The following is a 19,432-nucleotide window of genomic DNA, read 5'->3' as shown; positions in this document are numbered from 1 at the left end:
GGGCGCCGGAGCCGGGGCGGGGGCGGCCGGAGCCGGGGCCGGGGCGGGAGCCGGGGCAGCGGCGGCGGGGGCGGGAGCCGGAGCGGCGGGGGCCGGGGCAGCGGCCGGAGCCGCGCCCGGGGCGCCGATGACGGCGAGCTTGGCGCCGACCTCGGCGGTCTCGTCCTCGCCGACCGTGATCTCGAGCAGCACACCGGAGACGGGCGCCGGGATCTCGGTGTCGACCTTGTCGGTCGAGACCTCGAGCAGCGGCTCGTCCTCGGTGACCTCCTCGCCGACCTGCTTCAGCCAGCGGGTGACGGTGCCCTCGGTGACGGACTCGCCGAGCGCGGGCAGGACGACGTCCGTGCCCTCGGCGGAGCCGCCGCCGGTGGCGGCCTCGGCGGTGGGAGCCGGGGCCGGGGCCTCCTGCTCGGTGGAGGGCGCGGCCGCGGCCGGCTCGGGAGCCGGTGCGACCTCCTCGGTGGCCGGAGCCGGAGCGGCGGCGGCAGCGCCGGTGCCGTCGTCGATGACGGCCAGCTCGGCGCCGACCTCGACCGTCTCGTCCTCGGCGACCTTGATGGAGGCCAGGATGCCGGCGGCGGGGGAGGGGATCTCGGTGTCGACCTTGTCGGTCGACACCTCGAGCAGCGGCTCGTCGGCCTCTACACGCTCACCCTCGGCCTTCAGCCAGCGGGTGACAGTGCCCTCGGTGACGCTCTCGCCGAGCGCCGGAAGGGTTACGGAAACCGCCATGGTTTCGGTTGCTCCTTAACGATTGCGGAAGTCTGGGTCGTCGCTTCGACGTGTTACGACCGAGGGTTAAGTCAGTCGTGCGAGTGCAGCGGCTTGCCCGCCAGGGCCAGGTGGGCCTCGCCGAGCGCCTCGTTCTGCGTCGGGTGGGCGTGGATGAGCTGCGCGACCTCGGCGGGCAGCGCCTCCCAGTTGTAGATCAGCTGGGCTTCGCCGACCTGCTCGCCCATGCGGTCGCCGACCATGTGGACGCCGACCACGGCACCGTCCTTCACCTGGACGAGCTTGATCTCGCCCGCGGTGTTGAGGATCTTGCTCTTGCCGTTGCCCGCGAGGTTGTACTTCAGAGCGACGACCTTGTCCGCGCCGTAGATCTCCTTGGCCTTGGCCTCGGTGATGCCCACGGAGGCGACCTCGGGGTGGCAGTACGTCACCCGGGGGACACCGTCGTAGTCGATCGGGACGACCTTCTGGCCGGCCAGACGCTCCGCGACCAGCATGCCCTCGGCGAAGCCGACGTGCGCGAGCTGGAGCGTCGGGACCAGGTCGCCGACGGCGGAGATGGTCGGGACGTTCGTCCGCATGTACTCGTCGACCAGAACGTAACCGCGGTCCGTCGTGACGCCCTGCTCCTCGTAGCCGAGACCGGCGGAGACGGGCCCGCGGCCCACCGCGACGAGCAGGACCTCGGCCTCGAACTCCTTGCCGTCGGCCAGCGTGACCTTGACGCCGTCGGCGGTGTACTCGGCCTTGGAGAAGAAGGTGCCCAGGTTGAACTTGATGCCGCGCTTGCGGAAGGCGCGCTCAAGAAGCTTGGAGGAGTTCTCGTCCTCGACCGGGACGAGGTGCTTCAGACCCTCGATGACCGTCACTTCGGAGCCGAAGGACTTCCACGCCGAGGCGAACTCGACGCCGATGACGCCGCCGCCCAGGATGATCGCGGACTTCGGGACGCGGTCCAGGACCAGGGCGTGGTCCGAGGAGATGATCCGGTTGCCGTCGATCTCCAGGCCCGGCAGCGACTTCGGCACGGAGCCGGTCGCGAGCAGCACATGGCGGCCCTGGACCCGCTGCCCGTTCACGTCGACGGAGGTCGGGGAGGACAGGCGGCCCTCGCCCTCGATGTACGTCACCTTTCGGGAGGCGATCAGCCCCTGAAGCCCCTTGTACAGGCCGGAGATGACACCGTCCTTGTACTTGTGGACGGCGGGGACGTCGATGCCCTCGAAGGTGGCCTTGACGCCGAACTGCTCGCTCTCGCGGGCCTGGTCGGCGATCTCGCCCGCGTGGAGCAGGGCCTTGGTGGGGATGCAACCCCGGTGCAGGCAGGTGCCGCCGACCTTGTCCTTCTCGATCAGGGCGACGTCCAGTCCCAGCTGCGCCCCGCGCAGGGCCGCGGCGTAACCGCCACTACCACCGCCGAGGATCACTAGGTCGAAAACGGTGCTGGCGTCGTTCGCCACGTCACGTCCTCCATGCATGTGCGCCGTGCGCCGGTCGTCGCTGACCGCCGGCGGCTGGTGTCCGGCCGCTCTTTCTTCGGCCCTGTGGTGGGGGCCCTGTCCTGCCGAGGCCCATCTTCGCACTTGCGGGAGGCGAACGAGACGCGGGGCCGGGGTGTGAGACACCCCACGCTCACTTGTGACATGGGGGACCGGCCCCGCCCAGGGGTGCGGGGAACTGCGCGAACCGGCCACATTCGGCCCCGCACCCGCCACCTGACGGTCGGGCCCGAGTGATCAGGCGCACAGTCCCCCTCCTGGAGGGACTAGCCGAGGTCGCCGGAGGCGGTCAGCTCGGCCAGCCGCACCAGCGTCCGCACCGCCGTACCGGTACCGCCCTTCGGCGTGTAGCCGAACGGGCCGCCCTCGTTGAACGCCGGCCCGGCGATGTCCAGGTGCGCCCAGGTGATCCCCTCGCCCACGAACTCGCGCAGGAAGAGACCGGCTACCAGCCCGCCGCCCATCCGCTCACCCATGTTCGCGATGTCCGCGACCGTGGAGTCCATGCCCTTGCGCAGGTGCTCCGGCAGCGGCATCGGCCACGCCGGCTCACCGACCTCCTCGGCGGCCTCGTGCAGCGTGGTGCGGAAGGCGTCGTCGTTCGCCATGATGCCGAAGGTCCGGCTGCCCAGCGCCAGCATCATCGCGCCGGTCAGGGTCGCGACGTCGACGATCGCGTCCGGCTTCTCCGCGGAGGCCGCCCACAGCGCGTCCGCGAGGACCAGCCGGCCCTCGGCGTCCGTGTTGAGGACCTCGACGGTCTTGCCGCTGTACATGCGCAGCACGTCACCCGGGCGGGTGGCGGAGCCGGACGGCATGTTCTCGGCCAGCGCCAGCCAGCCGGTGACGTTCACCTCGAGCCCGAGCCGCGCGGCGGCGACGACCGCGGCGAAGACCGCCGCCGCACCGCTCATGTCGCACTTCATCGTCTCGTTGTGCCCGGCCGGCTTCAGCGAGATGCCGCCCGAGTCGTAGGTGATGCCCTTGCCGACGAAGGCGAGGGTCTTCTTCGCCTTGGAGGAGGTGTACGACAGCTTCACCAGGCGCGGGGCGGAGGCCGAGCCGGCGCCGACGCCGAGGATGCCGCCGTAGCCGCCCTTGGTGAGGGCCTTCTCGTCGAGCACCTGCACCTTGATGCCGTGCTCCTTGGCCGCCGTCTGGGCGAGAGCGGCGAACGCCTCGGGGTCGAGGTCGTTCGGCGGCATGTTGATCAGGTCGCGGGCGCGGTTGAGCTCCTCGCCGACGGCGGCGGCACGCAGCAGCGCGGCCTTGTGGACGGCGTCGCGCGGCTTCCCGCCGAGCAGGGCGGCCTCGGCGAGCGGTGCCTTGCCGTTCTTGGCCCTGGCATCGTTGCCGTTGTGCTTGTAGGCGTCGAAGGAGTATGCGCCGAGCACCACGCCCTCGGCGATCGCGCCGAGGTCCGCGGCGTCGGTCACCGGCAGGGCGAAGACGGCCTTCTTGGAGCCGGTGAGGGTGCGGGCGGCCGAGCCGGCCGCCCTGCGCAGCGCCTCCGGGTCGAAGCCGGCGTCCTTCTCGGGCTCCGTGCCGAGCCCCACCGCGAGCACGAGCGGTGCCTTGAAACCGGCCGGGGCGGGCAGCTTGGTCACCTCGCCCTCGGCGCCGGAGGCACCGAGGGTTTCGAGGATGCCGGCGAGCCGGCCGTCGTAGGCCTTGTCGACGGCTTCGGCGCCTGGGGCAACGATCGGGCCTTTCGCGCCCTTGGCGACCCCGATCACGATCGCGTCGGCCCGGAGGCCCGGCGCCGCGGCGGTGCTGAGAGTGAGAGCAGTCACGGTGGTGAAATCTCGCTTCCGATGTGGAGTTGCGGTGGCCGGAGTGTGTGGGTCGACCGGGCCCGACTGCCGACCCTAGAACCGGGTCGTCGGTGCGGTCGTATCCGGGGGTGTGCCTCACCGGCGCGGCGGACCGGCGGGGCGAATCCCGGAACGAGCGTACGCGTGCGTGTGCGTTCACTCATGCACGCAAGTGTTCACCTGTCGGTGGCGTCGTGGCCACGTCCCGATCCTCGCACTCCGTGAACCGGGCCACACCTGGCGGGTCGTCGGGGCGCGGGGACGGGGTGCCGGTACGCGGTGCGACGCCATGGGCGATCATCGGCGGGTACGTCACCGCACATTTGGAGCCCGCCCGGTGAGACGACCGATCCTGCTGCTGTCCCTCCTCGCCCTGCCGCTCGCGGGCTGCGCCTCCGCACCGGACGGCGGACCGGACGGCACGTCGGGCGCAGCTTCCGGCAGGACGTCGGACGCAACGCCGGACGGGAGAACGGACGGTGGCGAGCCGTCGGCCGGGAAACGCTGGCAGCCGGCCCCCGGCACCGACTGGCAGTGGCAGCTGAGCGGTCGTCTGGACACCGCCGTCGACGTGCCGGTCTACGACATCGACGGCTTCGACCACACCGCGGCCACGGTCGCCGGCCTGCACGACGACGGCCGCAAGGTCATCTGCTACCTCTCCACCGGCGCCTGGGAGGACTGGCGTCCGGACGCGGAGAAGTTCCCCAGGTCGGTGATCGGCGAGGACAACGGCTGGAAGGGCGAACGCTGGCTCGACATCCGTGCGTTGGACGTTCTGGAACCCCTGATGGCGGCCCGTCTCGACATGTGCCGCGCCAAGGGGTTCGACGCGGTCGAGCCGGACAACATGGACGGCTACAAGAACTCCACGGGCTTCCCCGTCAAGGCCGCCGACCAGCTCCGCTACAACCGGCTCATCGCCGGGCTCGCCCATGAACGGGGCCTGTCGGTCGGCCTGAAGAACGACCTCGGTCAGATCCCCGAACTCGTCGGCGACTTCGACTTCGCGGTCAACGAACAGTGCGCCCAGTACGACGAGTGCGAGGAGCTGACCCCCTTCATCGCGGCGGGCAAGGCCGTCTTCCACGTCGAGTACGAACTCCCCACGAGCGAGTTCTGCGCCGACTCCCGCCGCCGGAAGCTGAGTTCACTGCTGAAGAAGTACGAGCTCGGGGCCTGGCGCGAGGCGTGCTAGGCCGATCCAGCCTCTTCAACGCCCCAGGCAGAGCACCAGGAGCGCGGTGGTCGCCGCCGTCTCCGCCAGGCCGCCGAACACGTCCCCGGTGACCCCGCCGAAACGGCGCGTGCAGTGCCGCAGGAGGAGTTCGGCGACGGCGAGGGCGCCGAGGACCGCCAGCGCCGTACGGGCGGCGTCGTACGGTCCGAACCACGCTCCCACGCCCGCCGCCGCCAGCGTGACGACGCCGGCGGTGAGCACCGCGCCCCGCACCGGGACCACACCGGCCACCGCCGCCCCGAGCCCCTCCGGCCGCGCGGCCGGCACCCCGGCGCGTGCCGCCAGGGTCAGCGCGAGACGGGCGGCGACCGCCGAGACGACGGCGGCCAGCGCGCCCCGCGCCCAGGAGGCGCCGTAGAGCTGCGTCAGCGCGGCGACCTGGGCGAGCAGTACGAGAACCAGCGTGAGCACGCCGAACGGGCCGATGTCGGACTGCTTCATGATCCGCAGCGCGTCCTCGGCGGGCTTGCCGCTGCCGAGACCGTCCGCGGTGTCGGCCAGGCCGTCGAGGTGCAGACCGCGGGTGAGGACGGCGGGCACGGCGGCGGAGGCCACCGCGGCGAGCGGCGGGCTCGCGCCCAGGTACAGCAGCAGCAGACCGAGCCCGGCCGCGCAGCCGCCGACGACCAGTCCGGCCACGGGGGCGGTCAGCATGCCCCCGCGTGCGGCCTCCCGGTCCCAGCGGGTCACCTGGACCGGGAGCACGGTGAGGGTGCCGAAGGCGAAGCGGAGGCCGTCGAAGGGCGAGGTCGTGGACACCGCGGCAGACTAGCCCGGACGCCCCACCCACGAGGCAGCGAGCCCCGCGCCCGGAGAGACTGGCGGCATGGGCCAGTGGGTGCAGCGCAGCATCGTCGAACCGGGGAAGATCCCGCTGCTCGTCGCCCTGACCGCGTTCGTGCTCACCTTCCTGGTCACCCGGGTCATCACGCGCCTCATCCGGGCGGGCAGGGGTCCCTTCGGCAACATCAGCTCCGGCGGGGTGCACATCCACCACGTGGTCCCCGGCGTGGTCCTGACCGTCGCGGGCGGTTTCGGCGCGGTGGCGAGCGGCCGGCACGGCTTCGGGGCGGTCGCCTTCGCGGTGGTCTTCGGCATCGGAACCGGCCTGGTCCTCGACGAGTTCGCGCTGATCCTGCACCTCGACGACGTGTACTGGACCGAGGCGGGCCGCAAGAGCGTGGAGGCCGTGGTCCTGACGGCGGCGCTGGTCGGACTGCTGTTGGTGGGTTTCGCGCCGTTCGGTGTCAACGACATGAGCCAGGAGGAGCTCCAGGACAGGGGGAGCGTCATCTCGACCGTCGTGCTCAACTTCCTGTTCTTCCTGGCCGTGCTGAGCAAGGGCAAGGCCAAGATGGCCGTGTTCAGTGTCTTCATCCCGTTCCTGGGGCTGGTGGGCCTGGTACGGCTGGCCCGGCCCGGCTCGCCGTGGGCACGCCGGTTCTACCGGCGCCGGCCGCGGGCCCGGGCGAAGGCGGTGCTACGGGCCTACCACCACGACCGCCGCTGGGCGGGGCCACGGCGGATGGTGGGGGACTGGCTGGGCGGAAAGACGACCGCGGAGCTGGCTCGGTCCGAAGAACGCGACTGAGAACCCCGCTCCGCGGCGGCCGCGCGCGCCACACGCCGAACCAGGAACCTCACCGTCCGCCCCCCTCGACAGAACCGCCACCCGGCGTCGCCCTCCGCTCGGTGGCCGAGCCGCGAGCCGGGGTCGCCTCCCGCCTGGGGGCCGGCCTCAGGCCGGTGTTGCCTCCCGCCCCTCGGCGGAGCCAGGAGCAGGCGGCGCCTCCCGCCCGGTGGCCGAGCCGCGAGCCGGCGCCCTCCGCTCGGTGGCCGAGCCGCGAGTCGGCGTTGCCTCCCGCCTGGCGGCCGGCCTCAGGCCGGTGTTGCCTCCCGCCCCTCGGCGGAGCCAGGAGCCGGCGGCGCGTCGTGGCACTCGGTGGAGTCGCGGACCGGTGCCGGCCCCTGTTCCCCGGGCGGGGCGTCGGCGCGTTCGGGTGCCGTGGCCGCGGGATTCGCCCGCCGCGCACAGCACCAGTACCGCCGCGATCGCCGCCAGGTGCTCCTTGCCCGCCAGGTTGTTCTTCAGCAGGACCTCGGCCACTATCGCGACGATCACCGCCGCCGCCGTCACGTAGGCGCGGTAGCGCCAGCCCAGGAACACCGCGAGGCCGACCACGGCCGCCGACGGGCCGGTGTCGACGATCCGGGCGTCGGCGGCGGGCAGTCCGAACGGGCTCCCGGGGCCGAGGGCGATGCCCACACGCGCGTACAGCGTGCCGGCGAGCGTGGCCGCATAGGCGATGCCGAGGGTCCGCCACCAGCCCAGGCAGAGCTCCGCGATCCCGAACACCAGCAGGATCTGTGCGAGGGCGCCCCAGACCGGCAGGTCCAGCGCGGGCACGAACAGGGAGACCGGGGTGCGCAGCAGGGCGAGCCACAGGGGATCCGCGGCCCGTACCGCTCCGATGTCCTGGACCGGCCGATAGCCCCACGACTGGTTCTGCACGACCTGGGCCACCGACGTCAGACACACCGCCCCCAGGGTCATCGGGACCGCCCGCCACCGCCGCCCCGCCAAGGAGGAGCGCGCGGTCTCGTACAGCGGCCCCCATTCGGCGCGGGCCCGGCGGACGACCTTCTTCACCGGTGGGTCTCCAGGTGCCCCCGTTGCAGCCACTTCGGCAGCCCCGGCGCCTCCAGGAACCCCTCCGCCCGCGCCGACGCGATACCGATGCGGGGCAGGTCCGCGCTCTTCTCGAAGAGCAGGAAACGGGGCTCCCAGATGGGCCGGTACTTGGCGTTGGCGCGGTACAGCGACTCGATCTGCCACCAGCGGGAGAAGAAGCTGAGCAGCGACCGCCACAACCTCAGCACCGGCCCGGCGCCGAGCCGCGCGCCCCTTTCGAAGACCGCGCGGAACACCGCGAAGTTCAGCGAGACCTGGGTGATCCCGAGCTCCCCGGTCTCGCGGGCGCGCCGGAGCAGCTCGATGACCATGAACTCCATCAGCCCGTTGTCGCAGTCGCGGTCCCGCCGCATCAGGTCGAGGGACAGCCCGTGCGGTCCCCAGGGCACGAAGGAGAGCAGAGCCCGCAGTTCGCCGTCTGCGTCGGAGCACTCCAGCATCACGCAGCGCCCGTCCTCCGGGTCCCCCAGGCGACCGAGCGCCATGCTGAACCCGCGCTCGGTCGCCCCGTCGCGCCAGTCGTCGGCGCGCCGCAGCAGGTACGCCATCTCGTCGGCCGGGATGTCCTCGTGCCGTCGCAGCCGCACCGTGTACCCGGCCCGCCGGACCCGGTTGCAGGCCTGGCGGACGGTGCGCATGGCCCGCCCCTCGAGGGTGAACTCGGCGACCTCGACCAGAGCCTCGTCCCCGAGCTCCAGCGCGTCGAGGCCGTGCCGCGCGTACACGGTCCCGGCCTCCTCGCTCGCACCCATCACCGCCGGGATCCACCCGTGCGCCCGCGCCTCGGCGAGCCACGGCCCGATCGCCCCCGGCCACGCCTCCGGATCTCCGAGCGGGTCCCCGGAGGCGAGCGACACCCCGCCGACGACGCGGTAGGCGACGGCGGCCTTCCCGGTCGGCGACCAGCACACGCTCTTCTCCCGGCGCAGCGCGAAGTAGCCGAGGGAGTCCCGCTCACCGTGCAGGTCGAGAAGCTCCCGGAGCCGTTTCTCGTCGTTCTCGGTGAGCGGGTCGACGGCCCGCCGGGAACGGAAGGCGGCGTACAGCACGGCGAGGACGAGCGCCGTGCTCAGCACGTTGACGGCGACATCGACCCAGGTGGGCGGAGCGATCCCGGGGACGCGGTAGTCGTCGGCGGCGACGGACACCAGCCGCAGGGCGCCGTAGCGCCAGCGTTCGAGGAAGGTGGAGGGGGCGGACGCCCGGTTGGTGACCGTCACCAGCAGCGCGGCCAGCAGCGAGGTGCCCAGCAGCCCGCCCGCGCCGACGGCCGCGGCGAGCCGCGGGTTGGACCGGTCGCCCTTCGCGTAGAACTCCCGCCGCCCGGCGAGCAACGCCACGACGAAGGCGGCGGTCAGCGCCAGCGAGACCCAGTTCTGCGGATACCGCCGGACCTCCGGGAACGCCATGGCCAGCGCGAACAGCCCCAGGAACGCCCCGCTCAGACCGAGGTTCAGGATCCAGGCGGCCCGTTTGCGCCGCCGCATCGTGATGGCGAGGAACGCCGTGAAGACGCCGGAGGCGAAGCCGGCCGTCAGCAGGTACGGCGTGAAGAAGTTCTCCTGGTTGTGCCGGCGCACGTCCTGCCCCAGGGAGACCCACACCGCACTGAGGAAGTTGACGAACGCGACGGCACGCAGGTACCAGACGGCGAAGGCGGCGGCGCCCCGGGTGTTGCCCATGAGCGGTGATCATATGGGTGCACTTCAGGGAAACCGCTCTTTTGGCGCCGCCTGTCCCTTCTTGTCCCTTTAACGCTCCTCCGGTTGACGCTCCTCCGGTTCCTCCTCGGAACCCAGGGTCCGCTCCTCGGGACTCCCCGTTTCCTCCGCGGAACCGCCGGTCCCGTCCTCCGAGGTCACGGACTCCTCGTCGGGGGTCCCGGTCTTCTCGTCAGCGGTCTCGGGCTTCTCGGGGAGCTCTGCCGCCAGTGCGGCCGCGGCCTGTACCAGCGGGAGCGCGAGCAGTGCCCCGGCGCCCTCTCCGACCTTCACGCCCTGGTCCAGCAGCGGTTCCAGGGCCATCCGGTCGAGTGCCTTCGCCTGTCCCGGTTCACCGCTCTTGTGCGCGGCCAGCCACCAGTCCGGCGCCCGGAACGCGATCCGCTGCCCGACCAGCGCGCAGGCGGCCGCCACGACACCGTCCAGGACGACGGGCAACTTCCGTACCGCGCACTGGAGCAGAAAGCCCGTCATGGCGGCCAGGTCGGCCCCGCCCACCGTCGCCAGCAGCTGCAACTGCTCCCCGAGCACCGGCCGTGCCCGCCTGAGCGCGTCCCGGACGGCGGCGCACTTGCGCATCCACGCCAGGTCGTCGATCGCCTCCCCGCCCCGCCCGGTCACCACGGACGCGTCGGTCCCGCACAGCGCGGCCACCAGCACACCCGCGGCCGTCGTCCCGCCGACGCTGATGTCGCCGAGCACGACCAGATCCGTACCGGAGTCGGCCTCCTCGTCGGCGACGGCCACGCCCGCCAGGAAGGCCGCCTCGGCCTCCTCGAGCGTCAGCGCGTCCTCGATGTCGATACGGCCGCTGCCGCGCCGCACCCGGTGCCGTACGACGTCCTGCGGGAACACGTCCGGCTCGCAGTCCAGCGCCATGTCCACGATCCGCACGGGCACGCCGAGGCGGCGGGCGAGCACGGAGACCGGACGGCCGCCCTCGATGACCTCGCGCACCAACTCCGAGGCGCTGCCCGCCGGCCGGGCGGAGACGCCGAGCTCGGCGATGCCGTGGTCGCCGGCGAACAGCACCACCCGCGGCCGCTCGACCGGACGCACGGGCGCCGAGCCCTGCGCCGCCGCCAGCCACTCACCCAGCTCGTCCAGGCGCCCCAGCGCTCCGGGCGGCACGATCTGACGGTCCCGGCGCGCCTCCGCGTCGCGGCGCACGCCGCCGTCGGGGCGCTCGATCAGATCGGTGAAGTCGTCGAGATTAAGCGAGCTCATTCGCCGAACAGTACCGGCACCGATCGAACGGTTCGGCGCCAGATCGCCACCACACCCGCGTGACGTCATTGCACCCAAGATCGGTATCCCATACGTTCCGTTTTGCCGCTGATTGTCGTTCGCTCTCGATGTCATCCCCGGAGCCGCTCATGCCCCCCAGGCCCGTCCACGAGCCGCGCAGAGACGACTGCCCCTGGTGCGGCTCGAAGTGCCTGCGCACCCGGTTGCGCGCACCGGATCTGCGCCACCGCAGACCGGGCACCTTCGTGGTCGACGAGTGCCGGGACTGCGCGCACGCCTTCCAGAACCCGCGTCTTACCGCCGAGGGACTGGCGCTGTACGGCGCCGAGACCGACGAACGGGCCGATCGCACGCGGCTCAGGGCGACGGCCCGGGCGATGCTGCCGTTCCCCGAACCGGAGAGCTGGCTGGACGTGGGCACGGGGGACGCCTCCTTCCCCGAGGCGGCGAAGGAGCTGTTCACCTACACGGCGTTCGACGGGGTGGACCAGACCCCGAGGGTGGAGTGGGCAAGGGTGGCGGGCCGGCTCGAGGAAGCCCACGTGGGCGCGCTGACGGCCCCGGAGGTCCTCTCCCGTGTGCGCGGCCGCTACGACGTGGTCAGCATGCTCCACCACCTCGAACACACCCGGGACCCCAGGCGGGAACTCGCGGCGGCGCTGACGGCCCTGCGCCCGGGCGGCCATCTCCTCCTGGAACTCCCGGACCCGGCCAGCGCGTCCGCGGCCGTCCTGGGCAAGTGGTGGCACTCCTACGACCAGCCCCGCCACCTCCACCTGATCCCGTCGGCCAACCTCCGCGCCGAACTCGAGGCCCAGGGCTGCGAGATCGTCGTGACGGACCGCCGGACGGCGCACACCCCCCACGACCTGGCGGCGGCGGCCTCGCTCTACCTGAACCGGACCCGCCTGCGCCGGGCGGCCGGACCCCTGACCGCGCTGGCCGCCGCCCTCGACCACCTGCTGGCCCCGGCCCTGAGCCGCACCCGTTTCTCGAACGCGTACCGGGTCGTCGCCCGCAGCAAGTGACCGTCGTGCGCCGGCCCCCGTGAGCCGGGATCCCGCGCGCGGGAACCGGCCTCAGGAGCCGTCGGGCGCCGGGCCCCGTGAGCCGGGGGGTCCGCGCGCGGCAACCGGTCGTCAGGCGCCGGCTGCCGGTCCGCGCAGCACCAGGGCCTGGCCCGCCACCACCAGCACCACTTCCTCGCACTCGGCGGCGACGGCCGCGTTCAGCCGTCCCAGCTCGTCCCGGTACCGCCGCCCCGACGCCGTGGCCGGCACGATCCCCGACCCCACCTCGTTGGAGACCAGTACGACGGTCCGCCGGGCCGAGCGCACGGCCTCCGCCAGTTCCGCCACCCGCGAGCGCAGTGCCCGCTCGCCGCCGTCCGCCCACTGGGCGTCGTCCCACGCCCCGACGGAGTCCATGACGTCCGTCAGCCACAGCGACAGACAGTCGATCAGCAGGGGCGCGCCGTCCTGCGCCAGCAGCGGCACGAGGTCGCAGGTCTCCACGGTCCGCCACGACCCCGGCCGCCGGTCGCGGTGCGTGGCGACCCGGGACGCCCACTCGGTGTCGCCGCCCCGGGTGCCCCCAGTGGCGACGTACAGCACGTCCGGGAAGGACTCCAGCCGTCGCTCGGCCTCCACCGACTTCCCCGACCGGGCCCCGCCCAGCACCAGCGTCCGCCGCGACACGTCCGGCACGTCCTCGTACACCCCCACGATCAGAGTCGACCCGTCCGGCACCGCCCGCGCCCCGGCCGCCGCCAGCCGCCGCCGCAACTCCGCGCCGGGCGGCACGTCATGGTCCAGATGGACGGCGACCACGTCGGTCGTCGGCCCCACGGCCCCCACCGCCCGCAGCTTCGCCAGCGCGTCCGGCCGCCCCACCAGGTCCGCCAGGACCATGTCGTAGCGCTCGGCGGCCTTCGGCCCCTCCCCGAGTCCGGCGGGCGCGCCCCCGGGCGGCAGATACAGCAACCGCTGCCCGTCCGGGCCGGCCACCGCGTACCCGGTGCCGGGCGCGTCCATCGCCACCGCCCGCACCCGATGCCCCGTCAGCAGCGTCAACTCCCGTCCGTCCGGCACCCGGCCGGGCTGCGGCAGCCCGGCCGGCACCTCCACCGGAGGCCCGTCGTGCGGATGCGTCAGCAGCACCTGCCGCACCCCGCCCAGCGAATGCCCCGCCCGCGCGGCCGCGAACGCCGCACCCGGCGTCAGATCGAGCAGCAGGGCCCCGTCGACGAGCAGCGCGGTCGCCGCCCGCGCGTGCGCCCCGAGCGAGGATGCGCACACGGCGCAGGGACAGTCGGGGCGGGGCAGTCCCGCGGGGGCACCGGTACCGAGCAGAGTGACTTCCACGGAGCTGATTTTCGCGTGTCTGACCAGGTCTTGCGCATCCGACTAGGCTGCACAGCAGAAGCCGGACCAAGATCCGGCTTCTGCTCTGCACGTGGTCACAGCTGGGAGGCGTACATGGCGGCATGGACGTGGCGGTTCGAGAAGGCCGACGGGACGGAGGTCCAACCCGCGGTGGAACCCGAGGAGTTCACCACCCAGGGGGACGCCGAGTCCTGGATCGGGGAAGCCTGGAAGGACCTCCTCGAAGGCGGCGCGGACCAGGTGCGGCTCTTCGAGGACTCCACCGAGATCTACGGCCCGATGAGCCTGCACGCGAACGAGGTGAAGGAGGCGTAGCCCTCCGTCGGGGTGGTCGCCGCACGGCCACCCCGGCCACCACTCACCCGGACGAGTGAAGAACCCCGCACCGGCCGGTCGCATATCGGTTGCGCCGCAGCCCGCAGCCCGCAGCCCGCAGCCCGCAGCCCGCAGCCCGCAGCCCGCAGCCCGCAGCCCGCAGCCGCGCACCGCTCAGCCGCGTACCCCGCACAGGTGCAGCAGGGCCGCCACCTGCCGGTAGGGGTCGGTTCGTCCGGCCCGCGCCTCGGCGGACAGCAGACTCTCCCGCTCCTGCGGGTCCTGCGGGATCTCCGCCCCGTCCGCCGCCGTGTCCGTGAACACCCGCACGCCGTACCAGGCCTGGAGCGGAGCCCCGATCCCGGCGAGCGTGCCGGTCAGCGTCGCCAGCCGGTCCGCCCGTACGTCGAGACCCAGCCGGGTGGGGGTCCCCCCGTTCGAGTCAATTCGAGAACGGGGGAGGTACGCGACGGTGTCGAAGGCGCCCAGCGCGCCCGCCCAGTCACCGGACAGCCCCGGCCGCATGGCCAGCGCGTCCGCGTTGCGCACCAGGAGGGACAGCAGCCCGCCCGGGGCCAGCATCCGGGCGAGCCCCGCGAGCAGCGCGTCCGGCTCCTCGACGTACATGAGTACGCCGTGGCACAGCACCACGTCGAAGCTGCCGGGCAGGAAGTGCACACCGGTGTCCCGGCCGTCGCCCTCGATGATCCGCATCCGCTCCCGGATGCCCTCGGGCTCCCCGCACAGCGCCTCCCGGGCCGCGGCGATCATCGTCGCGTCCCGCTCGAGGCCGGTCACCTGATGCCCGAGCCGGGCCAGCCGCAGCGCCTGCGTGCCCTGGCCCATCCCCACGTCGAGCACGCGCAGCCGCTGCCCCACCGGGTAGCGCCCCACTATCTGCTCGTCGAGCTGCCGGGCCACCAGCTCCTGTCGTACGACATCGCGCAGCCCACCCAGCCTGTTCAGCCAGGCCTCGGCCGCCCCTCCGGAGAAAGCCGCAGTGCTCAGGGCCGCGCTCCACGCTTGACCTGCGGCTTCGGCAGCCGGAGCCGACGCATCTGGAGGGAGCGCATCAGCGCGTAGGCCACCGCGCCCCGCCGGTTCTGGTCGGGGAAGCGCTCGGTGAGCCGCTTGCGCAGCCGGAAGGCCGTGACGACCGAGTCCAGCACGATCAGCACGATCACGATCAGCCACAGCAGCAGCGCGATGGTCTGCAGCGAGCCCACCCGCACCATGCTGAGCACGAGGATGACCACGGCCATGGGCAGGAAGAACTCCGCCACGTTGAACCGGGAGTCGATGAACTCGCGCGCGAACTTGCGGACGGGGCCCTTGTCTCGGACCGGCAGGTACCGCTCGTCCCCGCCGGCCAGCGCCTGGCGCTGCCTGTCCAGCTGGGCGCGGCGCTCGCTGCGCTGACGCTTGGCGGCGTCCTTGCGGGACGTCGACGTGTTGGCGACGCTGCGGCGCTGGGACTGGGCCTCACTGCGCTTGGGCGTGGGCCTGCCCTTCTTGGCCTGCGGGTCACGGGGCTGCATGGAGTCGGTCACCACGGCCTTGTCGGCGGGGGCCTTCTCTTCCTTGGCACGGCTTCGGAACACAAAACCCAAGGGTAAGCGCTCGCGAGCATGGACCACAGCCCGGAGGGGAACGATCCGGCAACACCAGTCGTCTGTAGAAGGGACAGACCGGGACAGTAGCGGGGAAGAGGGGGCGCAGGGTGACCTATTGCTCACCCTGAAGGTCACCTACTCCCTACGCCGGAGCAAGGTCTTGGTCAGTCGTCCTTGGGGATGAGCGCATCCGTCCCCGAACAGTGCGTCAATGGATGCAGGGCCCGTACTGTGGGTTCTGTCGCAGAGCTGGAGCTGGACGTCAGAAGGGGGCGCGCGAAGCCCATGAGCGGTGTCATGAAGCGTATGGGGATGATCTTCCGCGCGAAGGCGAACAAGGCCCTTGACCGGGCCGAGGACCCGCGCGAAACCCTCGACTACTCGTATCAGAAGCAGCTGGAGCTCCTCCAGAAGGTCCGCCGCGGCGTGGCCGACGTCGCGACCTCGCGCAAGCGCCTGGAACTCCAGCTGAACCAGCTGCAGTCGCAGTCCTCCAAGCTGGAGGACCAGGGCCGCAAGGCGCTCGCGCTCGGCCGTGAGGACCTCGCCCGCGAGGCGCTCTCCCGCCGCGCGGCCCTCCAGCAGCAGGTCACCGACCTCGAGACGCAGCACTCCACGCTCCAGGGCGAGGAGGAGAAGCTCACTCTCGCGGCCCAGCGCCTCCAGGCCAAGGTGGACGCCTTCCGTACGAAGAAGGAGACCATCAAGGCCACCTACACCGCCGCCCAGGCCCAGACCCGCATCGGCGAGGCCTTCTCCGGCATCTCCGAGGAGATGGGCGACGTGGGCCTGGCCATCCAGCGCGCCGAGGACAAGACCGCCCAGCTCCAGGCCCGGGCCGGCGCCCTGGACGAGCTGATGGCGTCCGGCGCCCTGGACGACCCGACGGGCATCGCGAAGGACGACCTCCAGGCCGAGCTGGACCGGCTCTCCGGTGGTACGGATGTAGAGCTGGAGCTGCAGCGCATGAAGGCCGAGCTCGCCGGGGGCACCCCCCAGCAGGCCATCGAGGGTGGCACGAGCCAGTCGCAGTCCCAGCAGCAGCCGCAGGACACCCCGCGCTTCGACAAGCAGTAGCCCGGCGCCGGGGACCGGAGCCGAGGAGGACACATGATCGTCCGGATCATGGGGGAGGGCCAGTGGACGCTGGCCGACTCCCATCTCGTCGAACTGAACAAGCTGGACGACGAGCTGCTGGCGGAGATGGAGAGCGGTGACGAGGACGGCTTCCACCGCACCCTCGGCGCCCTCCTGGACGCCGTCCGCCGCCTCGGCGAGCCCCTGCCGGACGACGCCCTGGAGCCCTCGGAACTGATCCTCCCGGCCCCGGACGCGAGTCTGGACGAGGTCCTGGAGATGCTGAGCGACGACGGTCTGATCCCGGGCTGACTTTCAGCGCAGGTCACGGCAACCTCAGCCTGTCCGGGGATGCCCCCTCTGGGGGAGTTCGAGGACGAGGCCATGTGCAGGGCCGACAGCGGGGCCCGGGGGCGAGCGGCAGCCCGCCCCCGGCTACGGCAAGGAAAGCGACGGCAACTAAAAAGTGACCCTCCTTTCCCGGGCCGAGGGCAAGGCCCAGGCCCACCCCCTGGCTCTGGACGCCGCGCTCGCCGCAGGCGTGCTGCTCTGCATGCTGGCCGGCTCCTTCGTCGACCCGCACGGAGAGCACGGCGTCAGCTGGAGCATCCGCAGCCCTGACCCGCTCAGCCTGCTGCTGATCACCCTCTCCGCCGTCGCGCTCGTCTTCCGCCGCAGCGCCCCCATGACGGTCCTCGCCCTCACCGGCACCGCCTCCGTGATCGAGTCCGTCACCGGCGACCCCCGCGCCCCCGTCGCCATGTCCGCCGTGATCGCCCTCTTCACCGTCGCGGCCACCACCGACCGCGCCACCACCCTGCGCGCGGGCCTGCTCACCATGACGATCCTGACCGGCGCGGCCATGCTGGCCGGACCGCTGCCCTGGTACGCCCAGGAGAATCTGGGGATCCTCGCCTGGACCGGCATCGGCGCCACCGCCGGCGACGCGGTCCGCAGCCGCCGGGCCGTCGTCCAGGCCATCCGGGACCGCGCCGAGCGTGCGGAACGCACCCGGGAGGAAGAGGCCCGCCGCCGGGTCGCCGAGGAGCGCCTGCGTATCGCCCGCGACCTGCACGACGTCGTCGCCCACCACATCGCCCTGGTCAACGTCCAGGCCGGAGTCGCCGCGCACGTCATGGACAAGCGGCCCGACCAGGCCAAGGAGGCCCTCGCGCACGTCCGCGAGGCCAGCCGTTCCGCGCTCAACGAGCTGCGGGCCACCGTCGGCCTGCTGCGTCAGTCCGGTGACCCCGAGGCCCCCACCGAACCCGCCCCCGGCCTCGACCGGCTCGACGAACTCGCCGACACCTTCCGCAACGCCGGTCTCCAGGTCGAGGTGGCCCGCGCCGACCACGAGACCAAGCTCCCGGCCGCCGTCGACCTGGCCGCCTACCGGGTCATCCAGGAAGCCCTCACCAACGTCCAGAAACACGCGGGATCCGAGGCGAAGGCCGAGGTCAGCGTCGTACGCGTGGGGCCCAACATCGAGGTCACGGTCCTCGACGACGGCCGCCCCGCGGACGGCGCGCCCCCAGCGGCCGGCGGGGGCCACGGTCTGCTCGGCATGCGTGAGCGGGTCGGCGCCCTGCGCGGCACCCTCACCACCGGTCCCCGCTACGGAGGCGGCTTCCGCGTCCATGCGATCCTGCCGGTCAAGACCCGCACGACCACCACGGGGGAGAGCGCATGACCATCCGTGTCCTGCTCGCCGACGACCAGGCGCTGCTGCGCAGCGCGTTCCGCGTGCTCGTCGACTCGGAGCCCGACATGGAGGTGGTCGGCGAGGCGTCCGACGGCGCGCAAGCGGTCCGACTGGCCGGGGAGCAGCGCGCCGACGTCGTCCTGATGGACATCCGCATGCCCGGCACGGACGGTCTCGCCGCGACCCGGATGATCACCGCCGACCCCGCCCTCGCACAGGTCAGGGTGGTCATCCTGACGACCTTCGAGGTCGACGACTACGTGGTGCAGTCGCTGCGGGCCGGCGCCTCCGGCTTCCTCGGCAAGGGCAGCGAGCCGGAGGAGCTCCTGAGTGCCATCCGGGTCGCCGCCGGCGGGGAGGCCCTGCTCTCGCCGACCGCCACCAAGGGCCTGATCGCCCGCTTCCTGGCCCAGGGCGGCGCGGCGGACGACGACCACGACCCGGCCCGCTCCGCACGGCTGGAGGCGCTCACCGTGCGCGAGCGCGAGGTGCTCGTGCAGGTGGCAGGCGGCCACTCCAACGACGACATCGCCGAACGCCTCGAGGTCAGCCCGCTCACCGTGAAGACGCACGTCAACCGGGCCATGGCCAAGCTGGGCGCACGCGACCGGGCGCAGCTCGTGGTGATCGCGTACGAGTCGGGGCTGGTACGTCCGAGGGTGGAGTGAGCCCGGCCCTCCCGTGCTGCGCCCGGCCCTCCCGTGCTGCGCCAGCAGTGGACGCGGCATATGCAGATGGACCCGAAGCGTACGGATCGCCGTACCGGCATGGCCCAGCGTGAAGAGGCCACTCGCGGCGCACCCGGCTCGTGAGTCACACCGCCACCCGGTCGCCACCGCCGGCACCGCTTCTGCCGCTCACAGGGACGAGACCCGTACCCATGTCCCAGGGCGGCCGACGGGTATGTGCTGCGCACGGCCGCCGAGCGGGTCCGTAAGGCCGTGGCCGGGCTAGACGACGTCACGGACGTGACCAGCAATCTCTCGCAGAGCGTGCCGCGCACCTCGGTCAAGGCCGGCGCCAAGGCCGCCATGGCGGCCGCGGCCGGCTTCGACGACCGGACGCCGGGTGCGGCGGTCGCCCCGGCGGTCCGCGGGACGACGGCCACGAAGGCGGGCCCGGACGCACCGAGCGCGACGTCGTCATCACCTCGGCGCGGCCCGCGAGCATGCTCGCCCAGCTCGGGCCCTGCCCCCCGGGCGCGGTGAAGCCAGGCGACAATCGCCACCGTGAGGTGGTCGACGGACCCGTCTCGACGGCCCGCATCGACTGAGCGCGGACGGCCACCGTCACCGCGAAGCGGCAGCCCGCGGAGCGCGAGAAGACCCCGGAACCGGCCGGAGTCCGGACCCCTGCCGTGCCGACGCCCCTTCCCTCGTACAGGGGAAGGGG

Annotated in this window: 17 protein-coding genes and 2 pseudogenes; 9 read left to right on the top strand and 10 right to left on the bottom strand. The window is 72.7% G+C overall.

Annotation, left to right across the window (positions count from 1 at the left end; genetic code table 11):
- From ACFWBB_RS40250 to ACFWBB_RS40240, 3 genes are all read right to left on the bottom strand, one after another.
- The coding region (locus ACFWBB_RS40250; RefSeq protein WP_385283517.1) for a biotin/lipoyl-containing protein at positions 1–735 on the bottom strand (735 nt) is incomplete at its 3' end.
- Between the two features lie 71 nt (positions 736–806).
- Positions 807–2,195, bottom strand: a complete 1,389-nt coding sequence (gene lpdA / locus ACFWBB_RS40245) for a dihydrolipoyl dehydrogenase (protein ID WP_385283514.1) — start codon at positions 2,193–2,195, stop codon at positions 807–809.
- 305 nt (positions 2,196–2,500) lie between these two features.
- Positions 2,501–4,027: a leucyl aminopeptidase gene (locus ACFWBB_RS40240; RefSeq protein ID WP_385283511.1), complete on the bottom strand. Its 1,527-nt coding sequence runs from the start codon at positions 4,025–4,027 to the stop codon at positions 2,501–2,503.
- 358 nt (positions 4,028–4,385) lie between these two features.
- Here ACFWBB_RS40240 and ACFWBB_RS40235 point away from each other — a divergent pair, with 358 nt between their 5' ends.
- Positions 4,386–5,246 (top strand): endo alpha-1,4 polygalactosaminidase, encoded by an 861-nt coding sequence (locus tag ACFWBB_RS40235; protein ID WP_385283508.1) that lies wholly within the window; start codon positions 4,386–4,388, stop codon positions 5,244–5,246.
- 15 nt (positions 5,247–5,261) lie between these two features.
- Here the strand turns inward: ACFWBB_RS40235 and ACFWBB_RS40230 are convergent, their stop codons facing one another.
- Entirely contained in the window at positions 5,262–6,047 is a 786-nt protein-coding gene (locus ACFWBB_RS40230; protein WP_385283506.1) for an adenosylcobinamide-GDP ribazoletransferase, read from the bottom strand.
- Between the two features lie 67 nt (positions 6,048–6,114).
- Here ACFWBB_RS40230 and ACFWBB_RS40225 point away from each other — a divergent pair, with 67 nt between their 5' ends.
- The gene (locus tag ACFWBB_RS40225) at positions 6,115–6,879 is read left to right on the top strand and encodes a hypothetical protein (protein WP_385283504.1); all 765 of its coding nucleotides are present in this window, start codon (positions 6,115–6,117) and stop codon (positions 6,877–6,879) included.
- A gap of 363 nt (positions 6,880–7,242) precedes the next feature.
- On the opposite strand, the pseudogene ACFWBB_RS40220 reads toward ACFWBB_RS40225, so the two are convergent.
- The 3 genes and pseudogenes from ACFWBB_RS40220 to cobT form a co-directional block, all read right to left on the bottom strand.
- Positions 7,243–7,938 (bottom strand): annotated as a pseudogene (locus tag ACFWBB_RS40220) (hypothetical protein); the annotation flags it as partial.
- A complete protein-coding gene (locus ACFWBB_RS40215) occupies positions 7,935–9,662 on the bottom strand; it encodes a phosphatidylglycerol lysyltransferase domain-containing protein (RefSeq protein ID WP_385283502.1) in 1,728 nt (575 codons plus the stop codon). The pseudogene ACFWBB_RS40220 and the gene ACFWBB_RS40215, both read right to left, overlap by 4 nt.
- Positions 9,663–9,731: 69 nt before the next feature.
- The gene (cobT, locus tag ACFWBB_RS40210; protein WP_385283499.1) at positions 9,732–10,928 is read right to left on the bottom strand and encodes a nicotinate-nucleotide--dimethylbenzimidazole phosphoribosyltransferase; all 1,197 of its coding nucleotides are present in this window, start codon (positions 10,926–10,928) and stop codon (positions 9,732–9,734) included.
- Between the two features lie 149 nt (positions 10,929–11,077).
- On the opposite strand from cobT, the gene ACFWBB_RS40205 reads away from it, so the two are divergent.
- A complete protein-coding gene (locus ACFWBB_RS40205; RefSeq protein ID WP_385283496.1) occupies positions 11,078–11,977 on the top strand; it encodes a class I SAM-dependent methyltransferase in 900 nt (299 codons plus the stop codon).
- Between the two features lie 111 nt (positions 11,978–12,088).
- Here ACFWBB_RS40205 and ACFWBB_RS40200 read toward each other — a convergent pair whose 3' ends face one another.
- The gene (locus tag ACFWBB_RS40200) at positions 12,089–13,312 is read right to left on the bottom strand and encodes a bifunctional adenosylcobinamide kinase/adenosylcobinamide-phosphate guanylyltransferase (protein WP_385283493.1); all 1,224 of its coding nucleotides are present in this window, start codon (positions 13,310–13,312) and stop codon (positions 12,089–12,091) included.
- A gap of 114 nt (positions 13,313–13,426) precedes the next feature.
- Here ACFWBB_RS40200 and ACFWBB_RS40195 point away from each other — a divergent pair, with 114 nt between their 5' ends.
- Entirely contained in the window at positions 13,427–13,648 is a 222-nt protein-coding gene (locus ACFWBB_RS40195; protein WP_385283490.1) for a hypothetical protein, read from the top strand.
- A gap of 174 nt (positions 13,649–13,822) precedes the next feature.
- On the opposite strand, the gene ACFWBB_RS40190 is transcribed toward ACFWBB_RS40195, so the two are convergent.
- Positions 13,823–14,569 (bottom strand): class I SAM-dependent methyltransferase, encoded by a 747-nt coding sequence (locus ACFWBB_RS40190; protein ID WP_385283487.1) that lies wholly within the window; start codon positions 14,567–14,569, stop codon positions 13,823–13,825.
- Positions 14,570–14,652: 83 nt separating this feature from the next.
- Positions 14,653–15,249 (bottom strand): DUF3043 domain-containing protein, encoded by a 597-nt coding sequence (locus ACFWBB_RS40185; RefSeq protein ID WP_385283485.1) that lies wholly within the window; start codon positions 15,247–15,249, stop codon positions 14,653–14,655.
- 297 nt (positions 15,250–15,546) lie between these two features.
- Here ACFWBB_RS40185 and ACFWBB_RS40180 point away from each other — a divergent pair, with 297 nt between their 5' ends.
- From ACFWBB_RS40180 to ACFWBB_RS40160, 5 genes and pseudogenes are all read left to right on the top strand, one after another.
- A complete protein-coding gene (locus ACFWBB_RS40180; protein WP_385283482.1) occupies positions 15,547–16,338 on the top strand; it encodes a PspA/IM30 family protein in 792 nt (263 codons plus the stop codon).
- 33 nt (positions 16,339–16,371) lie between these two features.
- On the top strand, positions 16,372–16,650 hold the full coding sequence (locus ACFWBB_RS40175) for a hypothetical protein (RefSeq protein WP_385283480.1): 279 nt from the start codon (positions 16,372–16,374) through the stop codon (positions 16,648–16,650).
- 154 nt (positions 16,651–16,804) lie between these two features.
- Entirely contained in the window at positions 16,805–18,028 is a 1,224-nt protein-coding gene (locus ACFWBB_RS40170; protein ID WP_385283478.1) for a sensor histidine kinase, read from the top strand.
- Positions 18,025–18,708, top strand: coding sequence for a response regulator (locus ACFWBB_RS40165; RefSeq protein ID WP_385283475.1), 684 nt, complete (start codon positions 18,025–18,027; stop codon positions 18,706–18,708). Before ACFWBB_RS40170 ends, ACFWBB_RS40165 begins: the two co-directional genes overlap by 4 nt.
- Before the next feature lie 219 nt (positions 18,709–18,927).
- Positions 18,928–19,432: pseudogene (locus ACFWBB_RS40160) on the top strand (hypothetical protein); the annotation flags it as partial.

The organism is Streptomyces sp. NPDC060000 (assembly GCF_042737375.1).
In the GTDB taxonomy this organism is placed as follows: Bacteria; Actinomycetota; Actinomycetes; order Streptomycetales; family Streptomycetaceae; genus Streptomyces.
Note: the sequence above shows the minus strand (reverse complement) of the source record. Positions and strands in the feature narration are given on the sequence as shown.